Annotated in this window: 21 protein-coding genes; 20 read left to right on the top strand and 1 reads right to left on the bottom strand. The window is 59.7% G+C overall.

All coding sequences use genetic code 11. The annotated features are described in order from the left end of the window. Nucleotides 1-140: 140 nt before the first annotated feature. The 20 genes from ABH909_RS19745 to ABH909_RS19650 all read left to right on the top strand — a co-directional run bounded on the left by ABH909_RS19745 (nt 141) and on the right by ABH909_RS19650 (nt 21397). Nucleotides 141-1388, top strand: a complete 1248-nt coding sequence (locus tag ABH909_RS19745) for a cytochrome P450 (protein ID WP_429385620.1) — start codon at nt 141-143, stop codon at nt 1386-1388. Nucleotides 1389-1452: 64 nt separating this feature from the next. After that, entirely contained in the window at nt 1453-3057 is a 1605-nt protein-coding gene (locus ABH909_RS19740; protein ID WP_429385622.1) for a GMC family oxidoreductase, read from the top strand. A gap of 59 nt (nt 3058-3116) precedes the next feature. Then, nucleotides 3117-4286, top strand: coding sequence for a serine hydrolase domain-containing protein (locus ABH909_RS19735; RefSeq protein ID WP_429385624.1), 1170 nt, complete (start codon nt 3117-3119; stop codon nt 4284-4286). A gap of 58 nt (nt 4287-4344) precedes the next feature. Next, nucleotides 4345-5544: a cytochrome P450 gene (locus ABH909_RS19730; RefSeq protein ID WP_429385625.1), complete on the top strand. Its 1200-nt coding sequence runs from the start codon at nt 4345-4347 to the stop codon at nt 5542-5544. 315 nt (nt 5545-5859) lie between these two features. Next, nucleotides 5860-7221, top strand: a complete 1362-nt coding sequence (locus ABH909_RS19725; protein ID WP_429385627.1) for an aromatic ring-hydroxylating oxygenase subunit alpha — start codon at nt 5860-5862, stop codon at nt 7219-7221. Then, the gene (locus ABH909_RS19720; RefSeq protein WP_429385629.1) at nt 7218-8924 is read left to right on the top strand and encodes an FAD-binding protein; all 1707 of its coding nucleotides are present in this window, start codon (nt 7218-7220) and stop codon (nt 8922-8924) included. The genes ABH909_RS19725 and ABH909_RS19720 overlap by 4 nt, the downstream gene beginning before the upstream one ends. A gap of 44 nt (nt 8925-8968) precedes the next feature. Then, the gene (locus ABH909_RS19715) at nt 8969-9952 is read left to right on the top strand and encodes a thiamine pyrophosphate-dependent dehydrogenase E1 component subunit alpha (RefSeq protein ID WP_429385631.1); all 984 of its coding nucleotides are present in this window, start codon (nt 8969-8971) and stop codon (nt 9950-9952) included. Further along, nucleotides 9949-10938, top strand: coding sequence for an alpha-ketoacid dehydrogenase subunit beta (locus ABH909_RS19710; RefSeq protein ID WP_429385633.1), 990 nt, complete (start codon nt 9949-9951; stop codon nt 10936-10938). The genes ABH909_RS19715 and ABH909_RS19710 overlap by 4 nt, the downstream gene beginning before the upstream one ends. A 25-nt stretch (nt 10939-10963) precedes the next feature. Continuing rightward, nucleotides 10964-11194 carry a biotin/lipoyl-containing protein gene (locus tag ABH909_RS19705; protein ID WP_429385635.1) on the top strand — a complete coding sequence of 77 codons (231 nt, stop codon included), beginning with the start codon at nt 10964-10966 and terminating at the stop codon, nt 11192-11194. A gap of 24 nt (nt 11195-11218) precedes the next feature. Then, on the top strand, nt 11219-12028 hold the full coding sequence (locus ABH909_RS19700) for a 2-oxo acid dehydrogenase subunit E2 (RefSeq protein WP_429385637.1): 810 nt from the start codon (nt 11219-11221) through the stop codon (nt 12026-12028). Nucleotides 12029-12095: 67 nt separating this feature from the next. After that, a complete protein-coding gene (locus ABH909_RS19695) occupies nt 12096-13637 on the top strand; it encodes a class I adenylate-forming enzyme family protein (protein WP_429385639.1) in 1542 nt (513 codons plus the stop codon). A gap of 54 nt (nt 13638-13691) precedes the next feature. Beyond that, nucleotides 13692-14906 (top strand): acyl-CoA dehydrogenase family protein, encoded by a 1215-nt coding sequence (locus ABH909_RS19690; protein ID WP_429385641.1) that lies wholly within the window; start codon nt 13692-13694, stop codon nt 14904-14906. Nucleotides 14907-14916: 10 nt separating this feature from the next. Continuing rightward, on the top strand, nt 14917-16038 hold the full coding sequence (locus ABH909_RS19685) for an acyl-CoA dehydrogenase family protein (RefSeq protein WP_429436289.1): 1122 nt from the start codon (nt 14917-14919) through the stop codon (nt 16036-16038). A 52-nt stretch (nt 16039-16090) separates the two neighbouring features. Continuing rightward, the gene (locus tag ABH909_RS19680; RefSeq protein WP_429385645.1) at nt 16091-16804 is read left to right on the top strand and encodes an SDR family oxidoreductase; all 714 of its coding nucleotides are present in this window, start codon (nt 16091-16093) and stop codon (nt 16802-16804) included. Continuing rightward, complete coding sequence (locus ABH909_RS19675; protein WP_429385647.1) at nt 16801-17586, top strand: SDR family NAD(P)-dependent oxidoreductase; 786 nt, start codon at nt 16801-16803, stop codon at nt 17584-17586. The genes ABH909_RS19680 and ABH909_RS19675 overlap by 4 nt, the downstream gene beginning before the upstream one ends. Before the next feature lie 12 nt (nt 17587-17598). Next, entirely contained in the window at nt 17599-17760 is a 162-nt protein-coding gene (locus ABH909_RS19670) for a hypothetical protein (RefSeq protein ID WP_429385649.1), read from the top strand. Further along, nucleotides 17757-18317: a nuclear transport factor 2 family protein gene (locus ABH909_RS19665; protein WP_429385651.1), complete on the top strand. Its 561-nt coding sequence runs from the start codon at nt 17757-17759 to the stop codon at nt 18315-18317. The genes ABH909_RS19670 and ABH909_RS19665 overlap by 4 nt, the downstream gene beginning before the upstream one ends. Nucleotides 18318-18346: 29 nt before the next feature. Continuing rightward, nucleotides 18347-19519: an NADH:flavin oxidoreductase gene (locus ABH909_RS19660; RefSeq protein WP_429385653.1), complete on the top strand. Its 1173-nt coding sequence runs from the start codon at nt 18347-18349 to the stop codon at nt 19517-19519. 60 nt (nt 19520-19579) lie between these two features. Next, complete coding sequence (locus ABH909_RS19655) at nt 19580-20869, top strand: MFS transporter (RefSeq protein ID WP_429385655.1); 1290 nt, start codon at nt 19580-19582, stop codon at nt 20867-20869. Nucleotides 20870-20971: 102 nt separating this feature from the next. Next, entirely contained in the window at nt 20972-21397 is a 426-nt protein-coding gene (locus ABH909_RS19650) for a carboxymuconolactone decarboxylase family protein (protein ID WP_429385657.1), read from the top strand. A 67-nt stretch (nt 21398-21464) separates the two neighbouring features. On the opposite strand, the gene ABH909_RS19645 is transcribed toward ABH909_RS19650, so the two are convergent. After that, nucleotides 21465-22031 carry a methyl-accepting chemotaxis protein gene (locus ABH909_RS19645; RefSeq protein ID WP_429440009.1) on the bottom strand — a complete coding sequence of 189 codons (567 nt, stop codon included), beginning with the start codon at nt 22029-22031 and terminating at the stop codon, nt 21465-21467. Between the last annotated feature and the right edge of the window lie 456 nt (nt 22032-22487).

Raw genomic sequence — 22487 nt, 5'->3', positions numbered from 1 at the left:
TTCATTGAAAGATGTTGTTGGTTTATGTGGGTTTATCCCATTACGGCGGTTGCCTAGAGTGGCGAAAAGCACGTTCCGGCTTTCGAGCGCGGATATCGTGCGGTAGCTGACTACTATGGACACGCCGGAGATTTGTAGTGATGAGCAGGGTGCAGCCAATCGAGCCGTTTGATGATCCGTCCTTCGATCCATTCATGGAGGATGCACTGGTATTTGGCGATCACCCGGATCCGTATCCAAGGCTCGCGCAGCTGAGGCGAGAGGCCAGTGTTCATCAGGGAGACTATCGAGTGATGATGGGGCTTGCGCCGGACATCACCAGCCCTGCCCAGGCTCAGCATTATTGCGTCTTCGGCTACGATGAGGTGGCGCAAGTGCTTGGGGATCCCAAGACATTTACCAACCACAGCTACACCTACAATTTGGGGATCAGCTTCGGGCGCAGCATCTCCACCATGGACGTCCCCGAGCACCCGCGTTTCCGTAGAATTTTTCAAAAAGCATTCATGCCGCAGACGGTCGCTGCATGGGGCGACAAACTGGTCGATCCGGTGGTTCACGAACTGATGGCCAAGTTTGTCGATCGGGGCGAGGCCGATCTGGTTCAGGACTTCACCCTGCATTATCCCTTCCAGATCATCTACCGCCAGTTGGCGCTACCGCCGGAAGATGTCGCCATCTTCCACAAGATGGCCATCGCCCAGACGGTCGTCGCCGTGGACGTTGCCCATGGCACCGAGGCCTCACGCAAGCTGGGTACCTATTTCGAAAATCTTGTAGCCGAACGTCGGCGCAATCCGGGTGACGACCTGGTCAGTAATTTGGCCCTGGCGGAAGTAGACGGAGAATACTTGCCCGAAGAAGTGCTCATTTCCTTCCTCCGTCAGTTGGTCAATGCGGCTGGCGACACGACTTACCGTGCCACCAGTGTGTTACTGAGTGCGTTGCTGCATCATCCAGAACAGCTCGCCGCGGTCCGAGAGGATCGCTCCCTGATACCTCAGGCCATTGAAGAGGCCCTGCGCTGGGACGGCCCCGTGCTGATGCAGTCTCGATACGCGAGCAAGGCTGTGACGCTGGGTTCAGTGGACATTGCCCAAGGCGCCTTCATCGACGTCGTCGCAGGCTCCGCCAACCGCGACGAGACGAAATTCCCCGAGCCGGACAAGTTCGACATTTTTCGCAAGCCGCAGCATCGGCATTTTGCTTTCGCTTTCGGTCCACATGTGTGCATCGGACAGCACTTGGCGCGGGTGGAGATGACCCGGGCCCTCAATGCCATCCTCGACCTTTTGCCCAACCTGCGCCTGGACCCGGATAAGCCGGCACCGCAGACGCGTGGGACCATGATGCGCGTACCGCATTCGATCCACGTCAAGTTCGGTTGAGCATCCTCTCCGTCAGTCGTGCCGCCTGGCACTCGCCGGTGCGGCAAAACGAGCCCAATCAAATATGAGCGATTTTGACTACATCATTGTCGGAGCAGGTTCCGCTGGCTGTGTCCTGGCCGATCGATTGTCCGCCAGTGGACGACACAGCGTGCTGCTGATAGAGGCGGGGCCCGACGACCGTAACCCCCTGGTGCGGATGCCCAGAGGCTTTGGCAAGCTGCTGAGCGACCCCAACCACGCTTGGCACCTTCCCGTTACCGTGGACCCTGCGAGTGGGCGCCGCGAGGAAATATGGGCGCGCGGAAAGATGTTGGGCGGCTCCAGTGCCATCAACGGCATGGTCTATATGCGCGGGCATCCCGCGGACTATGACGAATGGGCGGCCAATGGGGCGATCGGGTGGGGCTGGGAGACCATGGCCAAGGCGTTTCGCAGCATTGAAAATCACGCCTTGGGCGCGTCTGCGCTCAGGGGGGATGAAGGCCCGCTCAAGGTCGCTCCTTATCCTCGGCGCACAGGCGTGGGCGATGCCGTGATCGAGGCCTGTGAAACCCTGGGCTTGAAGCGCAAGGAAGATATCAATGAGTTGGACCACGAAGGTGTTGCCTACCTCACCTATACACTGTCGCGAGGCGTGAGGCAGAGCGCCGCACAAGCCTTTTTGAAGCCTGCGCGCAAACGGCGCAACCTCAACGTCATGACCGATACCCAGGTGCAGAAGGTTCTTTTTGACGGGCGCCGGGCGATCGGTGTGAGTGCCCGCGAAGGCACGGCTGAACCCGGCATCCACCGCGCGCGGCGAGAGGTCATTCTGTGTGCAGGAGCGCTGGAATCGCCGCGTTTGCTGCAGTTGTCCGGCATCGGCAACCGAGCCTTGCTGGAGCCGCTGGGTATCGCGGTCGTCGCCCATAGCCCGGAGGTCGGGCAAAACATGCGTGAGCACCTTCTGTGCTACCTGCAACTCAGGTTACATGACTGGCACGAGAGCCAGAACCGCGAGTTTTCCGGCGCCCGATTGTTCAAGAATGCCGTTCAATACGCGCTCACCCGTAGTGGAGTCATGGCCCTCGGCCCCTTTCCGGTGGGTGGGTTCTTCAAAACTCATCCGGGCCTGGAGCGGCCGGATGCGCAGTTGATGATGGCCCCCTATTCGATGGATTTTGGCGCGCCAACCTATCGTTGCGAAACTGATCCCGGCATGCAGCTTTTTTCCTATCCATTGCGTCCACGCAGCCAGGGCAGTGTGACGATCGAATCTGCTGATCCCGGTCGGCCTGCCCGGATCGTCACCAACTATCTGGCCGATGAATACGATCGGCAGGTCTCTATCGGGGCCTTTCGCTTCATGCGCAAGATTGTCCACAGCGCGCCCATGAGGCACCTGGTGAAGGGCGAAACCTATCCAGGCTCGCAGGTGCAGACCGACGAGCAGATCCTCGAGGAGTTCCGCCAGCGAGGGCAGTCTGGTTATCACGCCTGTGGGACCTGTGCGATGGGGTCGCGCGACGACTCGGTGCTGGATCCCAGGCTACGGGTTCGGGGGGTAGAAGGGCTGCGTGTCATGGACCTGTCGGTTATCCCGACGATGGTGTCCGGCAATACCAATGGGCCGATGATGGCCATGGCATGGCGAGCCGCGCAATTGATCCTTGAAGATGCTCAATGATTCCTCGGTTACCAGGCTTCCGGTCACTACTCAACCCGTCGTAAATTGGAGAGGTAGACATGCAGCAGAAGCTCGATCCGCGCGTGCAGACGATCGTGCAACGCGCGCTGGACAATGCTACCGGCAAAGGCGGTGAGGTCGGTGTGCAGGTGGCGGCCTATCTGGATGGAAAATTGATCGTCGATGCCTGGAGTGGTATTGCAGACCCGCAAGACCTGCGCCCTGTAGACGGCGACACGCTGTTCAACGTTTACTCGGTCACCAAGGCGGTCGCGGCGACCGCCCTGCACATCCTGGCAGAGCGGGGGCACATCGACTATGACGCGCCGGTAAGCCGTTACTGGCCGGAATACGGGGCAAAGGGCAAAGCGGCGACCACGGTGCGCCATGTGCTCACTCACCGCGCCTGCGTGCCACAGATGCCGAGGGATGTGACGCCGCAGCGGATGTGTGATTGGGACTGGATGACCCGCGCCATCGCCGACCTGGAGCCGCTGGCGGAGCCCGGTACCAGAACGCTCTACCTCTCCATGACGTTTGGCTGGATCATCGGCGAGCTGGTGCGTCGTGTAGATCCCGGTCGTCGCTCGCTGGGGCAGTTCGTGCGCGAGGAGATCGCCGAACCTCTGGGCATCCGCGACCTGTGGATCGGCCTGCCCGACGCCGTTGAGCACCGCGTTGCGAAGCAGATCGATGCCATGCTCGTCACGCCGCCCGAACACCTGCCGCCCCTGTTCCTGGCGTCCATGCCGCCGCAGGTTGCGCTCGTGCCGCAAGTCTTCGAGCGAGCGGACGTGCGCCGAGCGGAGATCGCCGGGGTCGGCGGCATTTTCACCGCCCGTTCCCAAGCGCGTTTCTGGGCATTGCTGGCTAACGGCGGGGAGCTGGACGGCGTGCGCTTGTTGTCGGCGCAGCGTGTGGCGGCAATAAGGGCACCGCGTGCCAATAGCGCGGAACCCGACGCTGTGATGTTCGGTTTCCCAATTCCGATCACCGAGGGTGGCTTTTGGCTGGGGGGCGATCATCCTCCGGTTGGCTGCGTGCAAAACCCCAGAGCCATTTGTCACCCGGGGCAGGGTAACTCGATTGGCTGGGCCGATCCTGACCTGAACCTGGCGGTGGCGATTTGTCACAACCGTCTTTTCAATCCCGCGTCAATCGACCAGGACCCGCTGTACCCCATAGCCCAGTCCATTCGTCAGGCGGCGGACATGCTTCGCCGCGGGTAACGAGGCCTCGTTGATACCCGCCCCCGATAACCTAACAGCAACATCCGTGGAGGCTGTAATGAATGCATCTGCTACCTGGACCGTGCCCGAACATGTCCCCAGCGACCGTGTCGTCGATTTCGATTTCATGAACCCTCCCAATGTGACCGCCGATGTTCACCTGGCCTGGAAGGCCCTGCACAACGGACCCGACATCGTCTGGTCGCCCTACAACGGTGGGCATTGGATTGCCACTCGCGCCGACGATATCGAAGTCATACAGAAAGACCATCAGCGCTTTTCTCATGCGCGGGTGAACATCCCCCCGGGACAGGATCCTGCGCTGGTGCCGTTGGAGCTCGATCCGCCAGAGCACAGTGCTTATCGTGCGCTCATCACGCCTGCATTTCTGCCCCAAGCCATCGCTGCAATGGAAGGCGATATACGGCTGTTGACGGTTGAACTGATCGAGGGGTTTGCGGGCAAGGGCGAGTGTGAGTTCATTGGTGAGTTTGCCAAGATGCTGCCGATCGTGATTTTTCTGCGACTGGTTGACCTGCCCCAGGAGGACCGGCTGCAGCTGCTGGAAATGACCGAGTTGGCTGTGCGAGGCACCGTCGAGGAGCGCCATCGGTCCCAACAGATGCTGGCGGGTTACATCGGAAAATGGATCGAGAACCGACGCCACAAACCCGGAACCGACTTGATCAGCCTGATCGTCAATGCCAAGGTCGATGGAGAGCCCATTGCGCCGCAGCGCATGTTCGGGTTGCTTGTGGTGGTGATATTCGGTGGGCTGGATACGGTGGCGGCCATGATGGGTTTTGTTTGCCGTTACCTGGCCGAGCATCCTGTCGAGCGCAGGCGCCTGGTCGAACAGCCCGAGCTCATACTGACGGCGGTGGACGAGTTGGTCAGGCGGCACGGCGTGACCAACACGGCGCGTGTAGTGGTCGAGGATATGCATCTCAATGGTGTATACCTTAAGCGCGGCGACCCTATCCAGGTGCCAAACGCACTGTTTGGTCTTGATGAGCGGCGATTCAGTGATCCCATGGCCATCGATTTCGAGCGCAAGCCGGTGTTGCACGCGGCTTTCGGAAATGGTCCTCATCGCTGCCCCGGCTCATTTCTGGCCCGGATGGAAATCAAGGTTTTCCTCCAGGAATGGCTCAAGCGTATACCGGAGTTCGAACTCGTTGCAGAAGACCCACCTCGTTGCGCCTCAGGCATGGTCAACGGCCTGCTTCATCTTCCGTTGCGCTGGAAAATCGACTGACAGCGATTGATGTGCTCTCGGTTGCCGGATGGCACCTCGCGGCCGCGGGCCGCGAACAACCTCAGGGCTGGGTCTGCGTCGACCGATGCCAGACCTGTGAGGCCCTTCCTACATTGTCTCAAGCTTCAATCCCGCGTCATTTTTCCACGTCTTTAAGCCCTCATCTTCGATGTTGCAGTGCGTTGACACTCAATCTCGCGCCGTTTATAGTCTTGAACATCGTTCACAAAATGATAGAGCGCTTCAGCCGCTCTTCAAACAAGAATAATAAGCCAAAGGCAGCATTACAGAGGCTGCCGGTGAAGGAGGTTTGCAATGACCGCTCGAGAATCGGCACCCAAAACCGTACGGCCTGACTTCGTCCCCCGTGAAGGTTATTTGTCAAAGGAATACGTTCATCTGGAAAAGGAGCGGATGTGGCCCAAGGTCTGGCAAGTTGCCTGCCGCCTCGAGGAGATTCCCAGTGTGGGGGATTACGTCACTTTCGACGTGATCGACGAGTCCATCATCGTCACTCGTCTTACTGGTGACAAGATCAAGGCCTACTATAACGTCTGCCAGCACCGGGGGCGTCGCCTCACCAGTGGTTGCGGGCATGCCGCCAAGTTCCACTGTAGCTACCATGGTTGGCAGTGGAACCTTGACGGCAGCGTGTTGCGTATCCTTGATGAGCAGGATTGGGCCGGTTGCCCGAACATGACTCATGAAGAGCTGGCACTCAAGGAAGTGCTGGTGGATACCTGGGGTGGCTTCGTGTTCATCAACATGGACCCCAATGCCGAGCCGCTGGCCAAGTACCTGGCGCCGGTCCCCGAGATTACCGATTGCTACGAATTCGAGAACATGCGCTACCGCTGGTACAAGTCGGTGCGTCTGCCGTGCAACTGGAAAGTCGCACTCGAGGCCTTCAACGAGGGCTACCACGTCGCCGCGACACATCCGCAAATTCTCGATACCCAGGGCGACGACGTTACCCGCAGCTTTGCTTTCGGCAAGCACGGCATGTTCGACTACTCGACTGCGACCCGTCTGCCCGGCACGCCGTCCCCGCGCACGGGTAAACCCATTCCGGATGATATCCGTCCGGGGATGGTGAAGTTCTACCAGATCATGGAAGACCAGCTGAAGGCAATCTTCACCGATCGGGACAACGAGGCCACCAAGCGGCTGTTGACGGAAGTGGAACCGACTCAGGATCAGATGCTGGTGCTGAGCAAGGCGATGCAGTTTCAGGTCGAAGCCGCCATCGCCGACGGGGCCGGTTGGCCGAATATCTCGATGGAGCAGATGATGCGCGCCGGCACCGACTGGCACGTCTTCCCCAACCTGGTGTTCCTGCACTATCCGGACGGCGCTCTGTTCTATCGTGCCCGTCCCGATGGCGACAATCCCGATTCCTGCATCTATGACATTTGGTCACTCAAGCGTTATGCACCCGGCCAGGAACCCAAACTCGAGCGCGAGTTCTATCACGGCGTCGATGATTGGAAAAAGGATACGGTCAAGAATTTCGGCCTGATCCTCAGCCAGGACTTCCAGAACATGGGGCAGGTGCAGATGGGCATGAAGTCTCGTGGCTTCGACGGCTCACGGACTAACCCACTGCAGGAATCGTCGATCTCCAATTTCCACCGTGAACTTCAGGAATACATCTACGGCACGGAGTCCGCGCAATGAGTCAATGGGACGAGTCCTACGACCTGGTCATCATCGGCAGTGGTGGCGGCTCGATGTGTGCGGCACTCAAGGCCAAGGAGCTGGGTAAGCGTGCACTGATTATCGAGAAGCTGGATAAGATCGGTGGCTCAACTGGCTATTCGGGCGGGGTTTGGTGGCTGCCAAACAACCCGGTCATGAAACGCCACGGCGTGGAGGACTCCTACGAGCGCGCTCGGCAATACTTCGACAGCGTGGTGACCTACGAGGGTCCTTCCACCAGCGTCGAACGCCGTGATGCTTTTTTGCACATGAGCCCTCTGATCGTCGACTTTCTTGAGCGCAAAGGCATGGCGTTCGAGTACGCCGACGGCTGGAGCGATTATTACGATGACCGTCCAGGCGGTGAGCCGCGTGGACGCTCGCTAGTGGCCAAGTTGTTCGACGTCCGGGAACTGGGCGAATGGGAAGGGCGCCTGTCACGCTACCGTGGCGCAGCGATCCCGGCCAATTCCAATGAATTTCCAACATTATTTCTGCTCAAGCGGACCTGGGCGGGCAAGCGCAAGGCCATGCAGTTGGGCTGGCGCATGCTCAAGCAAAAGCTGCGTGGCCAGAACATCCTGGGCGGTGGTGCCGCCATTCAGGGACGCATGTTGCAGATCGCATTGCGCGAACAACTGCCGATCTGGACCGACTCGCCTGTCGAGGAATTGATCGTGGAGCAAGGCCGGGTGGTGGGCGTAACGGTTCGTCAGGATGACCGTGTACGGCGCATCCAGGCGCATGACGCCGTGCTGATCAATACCGGTGGCTTTTCGCACAATGCAGAGATGCGCAAACGCTACCAGCCACAACCAACCTCCGCCGACTGGACCAATGCGAACCCAGGTGATACCGGCGAAGTGATTGAAGCCGCCATGCGTCTTGGCGCCGCCACCGATTGCATGGACGAAGCCTGGTGGGTGGTGACGTCCCTCGGCCCGGGTCAGACGTTCCCCGAAGGCGCGCGCACACCGGCGGGTGAACCTTTGCCTTTCATGCATCACCTGGATTTGTCGTTGCCTTATTCGATCATGGTCGATCAGGACGGCCAGCGATTCTGCAATGAAGCGGGGTCCTACATGGAAATCGGCCAGCGCATGTACAAGCGCCAGGCCGAAACCGGCAAGGCCGTGCCCAGTTGGGTGGTGATGGACAGTCGCCAGCGTGAATTCTACCCCTGGGGAACGGCGATGCCTGGCAAGGTGCCGCAGCAGTGGCTGGACAGTGGCTACATGATCAAGGCCGAGACGCTTGAGGAACTGTCGAAAAAGTGCGGTATCGATACCCGCGGGCTACTCACGACCGTACAGCGTTTCAACGGGTTTTGTGCCAGCGGCAAAGATGAAGACTTTGCACGCGGCGGTAAGGCGTTCGACCGCAGTCACGGTGACCCGACCATCCAGCCAAACCCCAACCTGGGCGCCATCGAAAAGGGTCCGTTCTATGCGGTTCGCATGTACCCGGGTGATGTCGGCACTGCCGGCGGGCTGGTTACCGATGAGTACGCTCGGGTATTGCGCGAAGACGGCCAGCCCATCAGTGGGCTGTACGCCACGGGCAACGCCACCGCAGGGGTCAGCGGGCGTGTGTATCCGGGGGCCGGCACCAGTATCGCCGCATCCTTTATCTTCGGTTACATCGCTGCTGCGCACTCGGCGGGGCAGGACAAGATCTGGTGAGTCAACAACTCAGCCTTTGATTTGGTTCCAATGGAGAATTAAAAATGACAGCCGCAATCCCGGACGGCGAGATCCTTGTAGGCATCTACCGGCGCATGACTCGGATCAAACAGAATGATGAGCGTTTTCGTGCGGTGCTGAAGTCCGGCAAGCTGGTCATGCCGTACTACTCGCCACGCGGGCAGGAAGTTATCCCTTCGGCAGTGTCGGCGTGCCTGGACGATGAGGATTACATCTGCACTATCTATCGTGGTGTGCATGACATGATCGCCAAGGGCATCCCGCTCAATGACCTCTGGGCTGAGTTCGGCGGTCGCGCCACGGGTACCTGCAAGGGAAAGGGTGGGCCGATGCACGTGACCCATCCGGGAACGGGCGTGATGGTCACCACCGGCATCGTCGGTAGTTCGATGCCGATTGCCAACGGCTTGGCGCTCGCCGCCCAGATCCGTGGTGAGAAGCGTGTCAGCGTGGCTTATTTCGGTGACGGCGCGAGCAATATCGGCGCTTTCCACGAAGCGCTGAACATGGCCTCGGTGTGGAAGCTGCCAGTGATCTTCGTCTGCCAGAACAATGGCTACGGCGAGCATACCAAATATGCCAACTCAACCGCCGTGGCCAACATTGCCCAGCGCGCGGCGTCCTATTCCATGCCGGGCATCACCGTGGACGGCAACGATCCCGTTGCCACCTACCTTGCTGCGCGCGAAGCCGTCGATCGGGCGCGCCAGGGTCTCGGTCCATCACTGATCGAGGCCAAGACCTTTCGGTTCCATGGACATGTCTTCGGTGATGCCGATGCCTACATGGACAAGGGCGAGAAAGATGCGTGGATGGCCAAAGACCCGGTGCCGCTTTTCCGCAACTGGCTGATCGCGACCGGCCTTGCCAGCGAAGACCAGTTGGCGACCCTGGAAGCAGCCATCGAGCTCGAAATCGACGAGGCTGTCGAATTCACCTTGAACAGCCCCTACCCGGATCTTGCGGAACTGCATCGCGATATCTACAAGGATGAGGTGAACGTATGAACCAGCCAGCCAAGATCAACACTATTCAGGCAATCAATCAGGCGCTCGACGACGCGATGGCGGCGGACGTCAATGTCATTGTGCTCGGCGAGGATGTCGGCGACAAGGAAGAAGGCGGCATTGTCGGGGTGACCCGAGGCCTGTCCAGCAAGTACGGCGACGCGAGGGTGCGTTCCACGCCGATCTCAGAGCAGGCAATCATCGGCGCAGCCATTGGCGCGGCGATTGTTGGCATGCGGCCAGTAGCCGAAATCATGCTGATGAACTTCACCACCGTGGCCATGGACATGATCGTCAACCACGCAGCGAAGCTACGCTTCATGTCGGGCGGGCAAACGCATGTGCCAATGGTCATCCGCACCATGACCGGTGCAGGCTTCGGTACGGGCGGGCAACATGCGGATTATCTCGAAGCATGGTTCGCCCATACTGCTGGCATCAAGGTGGTTGCGCCCTCCAGTCCGGCTGATGCCTACGGCTTGATGCTCTCAGCCATCGAAGACGACGACCCGGTGTTGTTCATCGAAAACATGCCGACCTATTGGACGCCGGGGCCTGCCCCCGAGCGCGGGGTAAAAATCCCCTTGGGCAAGGCCAGCATTCTGCGCGAAGGCACCGACGTCACCTTGATCAGTTACAGCCGGCGAGTGCTGGACTGCTGCGCGGTGGCCGAGAAGCTCGCTGCCGAGGGCATTTCGGCCGAGGTGATCGACCTGCGGACCATCTCGCCGCTGGACACCGAAACATTCCTCGCCTCTGTGGCGAAGACTGGGCGGGCAGTCATCGTCCATGAAGCGGTCAAACCGTTTGGTGTCGGTGCAGAAATTGCCTCGCTCATCTACGAGTCGCTTTACGGCCAACTCAAGGGGCCCGTGCAGCGTGTCGGTTCCAACTACGCCCCGGTGCCGTTCTCCAAACCACTGGAAGACGCACACGTTCCGAGCCTCGAGCAGATCGAAGTGGCCGTCCGTGCAACGTTCAAATGAAGCAACTTAAATTAAGGAAAGCGTGATGAGCACTCAGATTCTCCTGCCCAAACTGGGCTTTTCGATGAATGAAGGCACCTTGTCCGAATGGTTGGTCGCCGATGGCTCCCCGGTCGAAGAAGGCCAGATCATCTATGCCCTGGAAAGCGACAAGTCAGTCCAGGAAGTCGAGGCTCCGATCAGTGGCACCTTGAAGATCATCGCTGCGGCCGGTGAGACCTATGAGGTTGGCACCCTGTTGGCTGAGATTGTCTAAGAATCGTAGGGTAGGGTGAAGCGAATGAGCGTCGATATTCCAGTGGCTAAACAGTCCAGCCAACCCGCCGTCGAGCGACCTGCACAGCCGGCGTTCGGTAGCGACTTGCCGCCGTGGCCGCAGGTCGATTTCAGCGAGTTTGGCGAGATCGAGACTCGTGCGCTCAGCCGGGTGCAAGTGTTGACCGCCAAGTACATGGCGCGTAACTGGGTGACGATTCCCCATGTCACTCACCACGACGATGCGGACATCACCGATCTTGAGCTGTTGCGTAAAGCGCAGAACGAAGCGGGCGTGAGCACCAAGTTGACGCTGCTACCTTATCTCATCAAGGCGGTGGTCGGTGCGCTGCAAAGCTTCCCGCAGTTCAACGCCTCGCTCGACGGCACTGGCAAGAACCTGGTGTTCAAAAAATATTTCCACATTGGCGTGGCCGTAGATACGCGCTTCGGTCTGTTGGTCCCCGTGCTGCGCGACTGTGATCGCAAGAGCATCCACGAGTTGGCTGCCGAGCTCCAGGCCATCACAACGAAAGCGCGTGACAAGGGCCTCTCGATGGCTGAAATGAGTGGCGGCAGCTTTACCATCAGCTCGCTCGGAAGTTTTGGCGGAACAGCGTTCACCCCGATCGTCAATGCGCCCGAGGTGGCCATTCTCGGGGTCACGCGCGCACAAGAGAAGCCGCGCCGCGGTAGCGGGGACGCCATCGAGTGGCGCCTGGCCCTGCCGCTTTCATTAAGTTATGACCACCGAGTGGTTAACGGCGCCGACGCCGCGCGGTTTACCGCCAGGGTGGCCGGACTGCTTGCAGATCCTGCCGCTCTGGAGGCCTGACGCCACGCTTCGCGCAGCACTCAGATAATCCGTTCAACAACAGCCTGATAAAAATGACGGAATTTCAATGAAGACTCTTGGTGAGATGACCGAGCGCAATGCTCGCTATTTTCCTGCTGGCAATGCTTTCACCAGCGTTTCACGGCGGGTGAGCAATTACGAATTGGCTGCACGCGCGCGCAGGCTGTCGTCCTTTATCTATCGTGCAGGTCTGCGCCGCCAGGATCGCGTGGCGATTCTGTCGACCAATTGTGTGGAGTATTTTGAAACGTACCGTGCGTGTGAATGGGCAGGATTCATTGCCGCTACGGTCAATTTCCGCCTGGCCCCCCGGGAAATCCTCTACATCCTGCAGGACGCCTCGCCCAGGACGCTGGTTTTTGAAGCGCAATACACGGCATTGGTCGATCAGCTTCGCGCCGAGCTACCCACGATCGAGCAGTTCATCTGCATCGGTGTGACGCCGCAGTGGGCGGTGCCCTTCGAGCAGGCGATCGCCGATGGCGATGAGGCGGGCCCGCCTATTCGCGCCCAGCCGCAGGATTATGCCTACCTGATGTACACCAGCGGCACCACGGGAACGCCCAAGGGCGTAGTGCGCACTCACCACGCCATGTGCAGAACTGCCGAATCCTGTGCCCTGGTAACCGGCTTCAGTGGTGCGACTCGGGTTTTGCAAACTACGCCTGCGTTTCACATCGGCGGCATCGGGTTCGTCAACTCCGCCGCCTGGATGGGCGGCTCGACCGTCGTACATCAAGGCTTTGATCCGCTGGCTGCTTTGCGGGCCGTCCAGGAGGAGCGGGTGACGTTTACCTTCATGGTGGCGGCCATGCTGCAAACGGTGCTCGACCTGCCGCAGATAGATGATTTCAACCTCAAGTCACTCGAACATGTCGTGACGGCAGCGGCGCCGATTCCGGTGCCGCTGCTCAAGCGGGCGATCGAGAGGCTTGGCCCGATCTTCTCAGTGCAATACGGGATGACCGAAAGCAATGCTTGCGCTTTGCCTCGTCACGAGGTCAATCCCAATGGCAGCCCGGATCAGATAAGGCGGCTGGAGTCGGTCGGTTTGCCTGCCCCGGGATTTGACTTGCGGATTGTTAATGACGAGGGTCATGACTGCTTACAGGGTGAGACCGGCGAAGTGTTGCTGCGTTCGGACACCCAGTTGTCCTGTTACTGGAACAACTCGGTAGCCACCATGGAAGCCCTGCGTGACGGTTGGTACCACACCGGAGACATGGGTTATCAGGACCATGAGGGCTATCTGTTCCTGGTGGATCGCAAGAAGGACATGATCATTTCCGGTGGTGAAAACATCTACAGCCGGGAAGTCGAGGTAGCGATCGAGTTGCATCCACAGGTGCTGGAGTCGGCGGTCATTGGCATTCCAGACCCTCGCTGGGGTGAGGCGGTAAAAGCCTTCATCGTCCCTGCGCCGGGTGCCAGGCTCACCGAGACCGAGCTGATCGGCCATTGCAAATCGGTGCTTGCTTCCTACAAGTGCCCGAAGGCCATCGAGTTCATCAGCGAATTGCCGCGCATCGCGACGGGCAAGATCAACAAGGTTGCGCTGCGTGAGCGCGCACTGGCCTCCAATGGCTGAGCAGCCTTCGCTGCCTTTATCGCCAACCTTTCAACGACAGTGAGAGACTGCAGTATGAATTTCCAGTTCAGCCCCGAAGATGAGAACTTCCGTCAGGAAGTCCGGCAGTTTTTCCAGGAAAGTGTCAGCCCTGAAGTCGCTCACTTTGGTTACGTGGGAGCTCATCCTCCACCCCGTGATGTCCTGCGCCAATGGCAAAAGACCTTGCACGCGCGTGGTTGGGGCGCACCGCACTGGCCGCAAGAATTTGGCGGGACTGATTGGTCGCCGATCCGAAAGCATATCTTCCTGGAGGAAATGCTCAATGCCAACGGCCTGGACTATGGTTGGCAAGGCACCCACATGATGGCTCCCGTGGTCATCGCATTTGGCAACGAGTGGCAGCAGCAGACCTTCCTGCCACCCTTGCTGTCGGGTGAAGTCTTCTGGTGCCAAGGCTTCTCCGAACCGAATGCCGGCTCTGACCTCGCCAGCCTGAAGACTCGCGCAGAGCTCGACGAAAATGGCACGCACTATGTGGTCACTGGCCAGAAAATCTGGACCAGTGATGCGACGATCGCTGATTGGGGCTTTTTCCTCGTACGCACCGATTCGACGGTCAAGCCGCAACGGGGCATCTCCTTCCTGCTGATCGATATGAAGTCACCTGGCATCACCGTACGACCGATCATTTCCATCGACGGTGGGCATGGCCTGACCGAAGTGTTTCTGGAAAACGTCCGGGTTCCCAAAGAGCAACTGGTCGGTGAGCCGGGCATGGGGTGGACCTACGCCAAATACCTGCTCGAAAAGGAGCGCACCTCCAGCGCATTCATCTACTTCAACAAGCGCGAACTGGAAAAAGCCAAGGTCATTGCCCGTGCCGAACTGATCGATGGTGTGCCACTGCTGGAGACGCCCGTGTTCGCTCGCAAAGTGGCGGAGATCGAGGCCGACATCCTCGCGCTGGAATGGTCCGTATTGCGGATTCTGGCGAAGGAGGAACTGCGCGATAACCTCGATGCCGTCGTTTCGACTCTGAAGGTACGTGGCTCGGAACTGCAGCAACGCGTGACCGAATTGCAGGTCGACGCGATGGGACCTCGCGCGTTGCGTTTTTTCAGTCACGACGCACGGCAGAAAGACGCCTCCGAAGAATGGGACGATCTCTGGCCAGCCCACACCCTGGGCCGCACCAACATGTACTTCTTCCAGCGTGCTTCAACCATTTACGGCGGGGCTCGCGAAGTACAGAAAAACATCATCGCCAAACTGGCTTTCGGACTCTGAGGGTTTTCACATGGATTTCAATCTTTCCGAAGAGCAGTTGATGCTGCGTGATGGCGTGGAGCGATACATTCGCGATGACTACGGCTTCGAGCAGCGCCGGCACCAGGCCACGTCTGGCGAAGGTTTCAGTCGGGAACACTGGCAGACATTCGCCGAGTTGGGATGGCTGGCATTGACCTTGCCAGAGGATGTCGGCGGTCTGGACTGCTCATTCGTCGAAGCGTCTGTGGTGCTGGAATCGTTTGGCCGCGGTATGGTGCTGGAGCCATTTATCAGCAGCGTCATGTTGTGCTCGCGCATCGTTGACCGCTCAGGCTCCGAATACCACCGCCAGGATCTGTTGCCTGCCGTGATCGAGGGTCATTTGTTGCTCGCGCTGGCAGATAGCGAGTGCGGCTCACGTTTCGCCGTGGGCAGCATTGAACAGACCATGGCACGCAGCACAGCAGACGGCTATCAGCTCGATGGTTTGAAGACGCTGGTGTTCGATGCGCCTTCCGCTGACAAGTTGCTGGTGACCGCGCGCCTGGATGACCATTCGCATCCTGCGATATTCGTCGTCGACCGCACTGCACCGGGCGTGGAAGTGATCGAATACGCACTGGTTGATGGCACCCGGGCTGCGGATGTTCGATTCAGCAAGGTTGATCTACCCGCCGCCGCGCTGCTTGTCGAACCCTCGCTCAGCCAACCCATTCTCGAGGAAGCATCGGACCGCGCAGCCTTGGCCGTTGTGGCGCAAAGCCTGGGTGTCATGCACGGCGTCATGGACATGACTGCCGAGTACATCAAGACCCGCAACCAGTTTGGTCAGCCCATCGGCAAGTTTCAGGCTTTGCAGCACCGCATGGCTGAAATGTTCGTCGAGGCGCAGCACGCCCGTTCCATCCTCTACCGGGGCATGGCCTACCTGGACAAACCTGCCGACGAGCGCGCTCGGGCGATTTCTGCGGCGAAAGCAGCCACCGGCAAGGCGGGGCGTTTTGTCTGCGCACAAGGCGTGCAGTTGCACGGCGGTATCGGCATGACCGAGGAATATCCGGTTGGCCACTACTTCCGCTTCATGACGTTGCTCGAAAAGCGTTTCGGCGATACGGACTTCCATTTGGCGCGCTTCGCCAAAGGGTATTAATCACTCGGTTCGCAGTACCCCTCAGCTCGATAAGAACAATAGAGGACTTACGATGACGGAGCCGGCCTGGAACAAACAGATGCTCGAAGGGATGAAAGTGCTGGTGGCGACGCCTGGATGCCCGGAGTTGAGTCATTTATGCGACGCCATCGGTGCCCACGGCGCGGTGTGTGTGGGACTTGATGCTGATCAGGATTTCACTGACCTCGCTGCCATCGAAGCTGCCTTCGGGCGAGCCAGGGCCGCAATGGGCGGCGTCGATGCCATCGTCCTGGCGGTCGGCAACCTCCAGAGCCGGCAAGCGCGCACGTTCGTCTCGTTGTCGCCTGAGCAATGGCGCACGGCCTGTCTCGATCCGCTTCGTACCAGCCGGCATTGTCTGCAGGCGGCGTGGCGGACCCTGGCAGGTGAGCCGGGAAGTATCGTGGTGGTTGGCCCCAATTTTTCCCTGACGGGAGCCAGCGGGCTGGCGGCGCTGTCCGTACTCAGCGAGGGGCAGCGTGCGATGATGAAATCCGCCGCGCGGCAATGGGGCGCACAGGGCATTCGTCTGAACTGGCTGGGTCTGGATGCTCACGTGTTCGACGCACAGTTGGCCAACGCCGCGCTGCCGTTGAGCCCTGAAATGGGACCACCGCCACCAGCGCTCGGCTTCGTGCCGGGCATCACGACCGGGGTGGCGCAAACCATCGCGATGCTTATCGGTGCCACTGCCATCACGGGTGCGTCGATCCCTGTGGACGGTGGCGTATGGATGGTGCCATGAATGAGCTAACGCGAAACAAAAGCCTGGCGGGCAAAACCGCTTTGATTACCGGCGCAGGCGGGGGGATTGGGCGCGGCATTGCCCTGGAACTGGCCGCTGCCGGAGCCAGAATTGTCATCGTCGCGCGACGTGGTGCGACGGGTGAAGAGACGGCGCGCCTCGTGCGAGCAGAAGGGGCAGAAGCACTGTCCGTGGAAGGCGACGTGACCCGCCTCGAAGACATGCACAACGCTGTCAAGGCCACGCTCGAGCGATTCGGCAGCCTCGAAATCCTCGTTCACAATGCCACACACGGCGCTTCGGGCCATCCCAAGCAGTTGCAGGATTTTGACGATGCCGACTGGGATGCACAGGTCGCGGTCGACCTCGCGGGCGCCCATCATTGTGCGCTTGCCGGCTATGAAGCGCTGCGCACCAGTGGTCAAGGGCGCGTGATCCTGCTCTGCTCGACCTTCGGTCTGCATGGTGCTGCGCTCAATCCAGCTTACGCCGCCATCAAGGGCGGCATTCGTGGACTGACGAAGGCATTGGCACGGGAGTGGGGCCCGCAGGGCATCACCGTCAATGCTATCTCCCCTTCGGCGCTGACCGCTGCGTCAGCGGCCTTTTTTGAGCTCAACCCGGTCTTGCGCGACAGCTATATCGCCAACTTCCCGCTCGGGCGAATGGGCGATGAGCGTCAGGATATCGGTCAGGCGGTAGCCAGCCTGTGCGGTCCGGGCATGGGTTACGTGACGGGGCAGGTCATTCAGGTCGATGGTGGCCTTTATACCGCGGTGTAAAAGGAGCAGGAGATGCAACTACTCACCACCCTGCGCATCAACCTGCGCGGCACTTTGTTGGCAATGGACACTGACTTCATTACGGGCCAGATGACCCATGTCGATGGCGGGCTGTTCTCGTATCAACCGTATCTGGCCGATAAGCGTCGCTGGTTGGTGGGGGAACAGCCATGAACCAGGCTGCGTTGTTGGCGCGCGTCGAGCGACTAGAAGCTCAGCTCGCCATTGGGCAATTGCCTGCGAGGTACGCGTTGGCAGTCGACTCGCGCGATATTGATGGCCTGGTCGCGCTGTTTGTCGACGATGTCGACTGCGGGCGCTGGGGCACCGGACGTGAAGCACTTGCAGCGTTTTACAGCTCCGAACAGATCCTTCAGGCGTTCCACCGTAGCGTGCACCAGGTGTGTGGGCAGACCCTGGACTTTCAGGACGCTGCGCACGCGACCGGCACTGTCTATTGCCGGGCAGAACACGAAGACGGCGAGCACTGGGTAGTGATGGCGATCTGTTACTTCGATCATTACGTATGCCGTGACGGCCAGTGGTTTTTTGCCCGACGGGATGAGCGCCATTGGTACTCCACCGACTGGTTGCAACGCCCCGGCGATCCGGTATGGCAGAACTGGCCGGGCAAATACACCGGCGAACGTCATCAACCACGCCTTCCTTCCAGCTTTTCGACCTGGGAGCGTTTCTGGGCCGGCTCTGGCGTACATAACGCTCTTCGCTGAAGATTTGCCAGCATTTCGAGGACAATCCGATGGACACACTGCTTGCCCCACTGTTCGAGCCTTTGCGTGTCGGCTCGTTACGTTTGAAAAATCGTATCGTCATGGCGCCGATGACCCGTAATTACAGCCCCGACGGCGTGCCTGGCGAAAATGTAGCCGGCTATTATCAGCGCCGCGCTGAAGGTGAAACCGGTTTGATCATCACCGAAGCCGTCGGGATCGATCATCCGGCGGCGCTCGGTGAAGCCGGCATCGGTGAAAGTGACTTGCCCCACCTGTACGGAGAGCAGGCGCTGAGTGGTTGGCGCCGCGTCGTCAAGCAGGTGCACGATGCCGGTGGTGTTGTGTTCCCGCAACTTTGGCACCAAGGCGTGATGCGCCGCCAGGGCACCGGTCCTCACCCGCAGGTCGCCTCGATGCGTCCTTCGGGGATCTGGGGGTTACCGGGCGGACTGACGTCATCTCCGGACTTCTACGTACAGAGCCAACTGGTGCCCACACAACCCATGACCGAACGGGAAATCGAAGAGGTCATAGAAGCCTATGCCCGCAGTGCAATGCATGCGCTCGAGTGCGGTTTTGACGGCATCGCGATTCACGGCGGGCATGGTTACCTCATCGACAATTTCCTCTGGTCGGTGACCAACCAACGCTCGGATATGTGGGGTGGGAGTCGACGCGAGCGTAGCCGTTTCGCGGCAGAAGTGGTCCGTGCGATACGGCGCGCAGTGGGCCCGGAGATGCCCATCGTGTTTCGCTTTTCGCAATGGAAGCAGCAGGATTTCAAGGCGCGTCTGGCCAACAGCCCAGCCGAGCTGGAGGACGTACTGGCGCCCATCGCCGAGGCTGGCGTCGACGTCTTTGACGCCAGCGTGCGCTATTTCAACCGAGCGGAATTTCCGGACCAGGCGGGCCCGGACGGTGAAATGAACCTTGCCGGCTGGGCTAAGCGGGTGACCGGATGTCTTTCGATGACGGTAGGTGGCATCGGCCTGAACAACGGCATGTACGACAGCAACAAGCAGGGCGGTGCCCAGGCCAGCAATAACCTCGAATTGTTGATGGAGCGTTTCAATCGCGGCGAATTCGATTTGGTGGGCGTCGGGCGTTCACTCTTGCAAGACCCCCAGTGGGCGCTCAAGGCCCGTCTGGGCCAAGCGTTCGACTCTTTTTCCAATGAAGCGCTGTCGGCACTCAACTGACGCTTCGACTGCCGCGTGTCTCTTGCACGCGAACTCTCCATAACAACAAAAGGGTGCAGCATGACAGTCAACAACAAAGGTGCCTGGGGCGTTGCCAAGCGCGAATGGCGCGAGAACTGGCGTCTCGGACTGGCATCATTGATCGGCACCGGAGCGTGTCTGTCGGTATGGCCATCGGTTTCCAGCCTGTTCGTAGGTCCGCTTCAGGAGGCGTTTGGCTGGAGCCGGGGCGAAATTGCCCTGGCGCAAAACGCCAGCCTTGCTGCCGCATTCATTTCGCCGGCGCTCGGTCGGTTGGTCGACCGTATCGGTGTTCGCCCCGTACTGCTCGGCGGCCTGCTGTTAACGGCCATGGCTTATTTTCTGCTGGCCATACAACGCGGGCCGCTGCCGCTGTATTACCTGCTCTACGCGGTGTTATGCCTGGTGGGTACGGCGACCACCGGCCTGACCTACACTCGCGTGGTCAGCGGCGCCTTCGTCGGTTCACGAGGGCTGGCGTTAGCCATTACCCGGTCAGGACTGGCGGTGTCCGGTGCTTTATTGCCCTCTACGATTTTCGCAATCATCGCCAACTACGGCTGGCGGATGGGCTATGTTGCGCTGGGTGTGCTCATCTTGTTGACTGCCCTGCCCACGGCTATTTTCTGGGTGCGGGGCGCGAGCGTGGCGGTGCCGCGCAAGCAGTACTCGGGTCGAAGCCAGGCCTCCATGCTTCAATTGCTGAAAAATCACAAGGTCGTGCTGGTGTGCCTGGCTTCTGCATTGAACTATGCCCCCATTGTGGCCTTGCTTTCACAGTTCCAGCCATTGCTGGTAGGTAAGGGACTGGAGGCCGCCAGTGCTGCGGCGCTGATTGGAGTGGTCGGAGTTTCGGCCTTGGTAGGGGCCGTGGTGACCGGACTGCTCGTTGATCGTATTTGGGCACCCTTGGTGGCCTGTGTTTTCACTTTGGGACCTGCATTGGGCTGCCTGTTGTTGTTACCCGATTCGCTGGAACTCTGGGTGGCAATTGTCGCGCTGGTGTTGCTGGGGCTCGGGCAGGGGGCCGAAATCGATGTCGTCGCCTTCATGATTGCGCGCTATTTCGGAATGCGCTCCTATGCGTCGATCTACGGGCTGAGCGTGTTGTGCATTGCGGTGATGATCGCTATCCAGGGCTCGTTGATTGGTCTCTCGTACGATTATTTCGGCCATTACAACGTGGCGTTGGTCGTCGCCGCTGCCTGTTTCGTCTTGTCCGCGTTCAGCTACCTCGGCATGGGGCGGTATCCATCCAGTGAACCGTCGCCAGTCGAGGGTGAACGCGTGGTTATCACGCCCGCTGCAGGCATTGCTCAGACCAAATGAGGAGGCACAACGCCTCGGGTTTGGCTAACCGCTTAGAAGCTGGCCTTTTGAAAGGCCGGCATGCGGAGCCCGGAATTTCTTTTTTCTCCAGGAGTGTTGAAGATGATTGATAACGACAATTGGAAAGCCGGTTACGACCTGATGGTCCGCATGATGGGACCGGAATTTGCCAAGACGATGGAGGCCAATGTCACCTCCGGGCGCTTCGCCGCTGATGTCGGGCGCATGGCCGTCGAACACGCGTTCGGCGCTGTATGGTCTCGCCCAGGGCTGGACCTGAAGGTGCGTAGCATCGTCGTGATCAGTTCGCTGATTGCGCTGCGTCAGACCGAAGAACTGCGCAACCACCTGCGGTTCGGCCTCAACAACGGACTGACTGCTGATGAGCTTCAGGAAGTGATCATCCAGACCGTGCCGTACGTTGGGTTTCCAGCCGTCTCCAGCGCATTGGCGGTGGCGGTGGAAGTGTTGCGTGAACGCGGTTTGGATGATGGGGTGAAGACGGCGGCAGAAACAGGGCTGCTGTAACGACGAACGGGGGGTGGTCCCAACTCATGCCCCCAGTTCCAGATGTTCTCTAACAGAAAACCGGGCTTTAAACGCTGAATCGGCCTACGGCCTCTTCCAGCTGAACGACCAGAATCGATAACTGGCGACATGCATCTTCGGTATGACCCGCCCCGGCAGCGGTGCGTGTGCCAGCGCTATTAATCTCGACGATACTACGGTCCATTTCCACCGCCACTGCATTCTGCTGCTGCGCCGCAGCGGCAATCTGCTGGCTTTGATCAAGAATATCCGCGACACATTTCAGGATGTCGGTCAGCGCGTCTTCCACTTGCTGAGACTGGCTCTTGCACCGGCTGGCCAGGTCGTGGCTGGTGTTCATGGTTTCTACCGCTTTTGCGACCCCTTGCCCAAGCACATCGATCATTTCCCCGATTTCGCTCGTGGATTGCTGGGTTCGCTTGGCCAGGGTTCGAACTTCATCGGCGACTACGGCAAAGCCTCGACCCTGTTCGCCAGCCCTTGCGGCCTCGATCGCGGCATTGAGTGCCAGCAAGTTGGTCTGCTGCGCGATACTGTTAATCACGTCGACTACTCGGCTGATCTGGTGGCTGTTCTGCGCGAGCCGGTCGATTGCCGCGACTGACTGCTCCATCTCGCTGCTTAAGTCGGCGATGGCTGCGACCTGGGAATCAATCAATGTCCGGCCGTTCACCGTCTGCTGATTGACTCGGTGCGCACTGTCGACGGCCATCGCAGCATTTCCTGCCACCGACTGCGAGCTCGCCGTCATCTGGCTCATTGCAGTCGCGAGCAGGCTTATCTGGTCTCTCTGGCTGGAGATGGCCTGATAGCCATCCACCGAATGTACTTCGACTTGAGCGGTGCGCTGCGCCACTTGAGTGGCGGTTGCGCTTACGCGAACGATCAGCTCCCGTGTCCTGGCCAGCGCCCGTGACAGCTTGTGACCCAGATCCCCCAGCTCGTCGCGGCTGGACGGGATGTAATGCGCGGTCATGTCGCCTTTTTCGACCTGCTCCAGCAGCGTCCCCAAGCCCTGGAGGGATGCGCGGATTGACACGTAGTAGCCGCAGAAGAGATAGACGATGAC

Origin of the sequence: Pseudomonas sp. BS3782 TE3695, assembly GCF_050435305.1 — a bacterium.
Taxonomy (GTDB): domain Bacteria; phylum Pseudomonadota; class Gammaproteobacteria; order Pseudomonadales; family Pseudomonadaceae; genus Aquipseudomonas.
The sequence above is the reverse complement of the archived record's forward strand: the minus strand, read 5'-3'. Positions and strand labels throughout refer to the sequence as shown.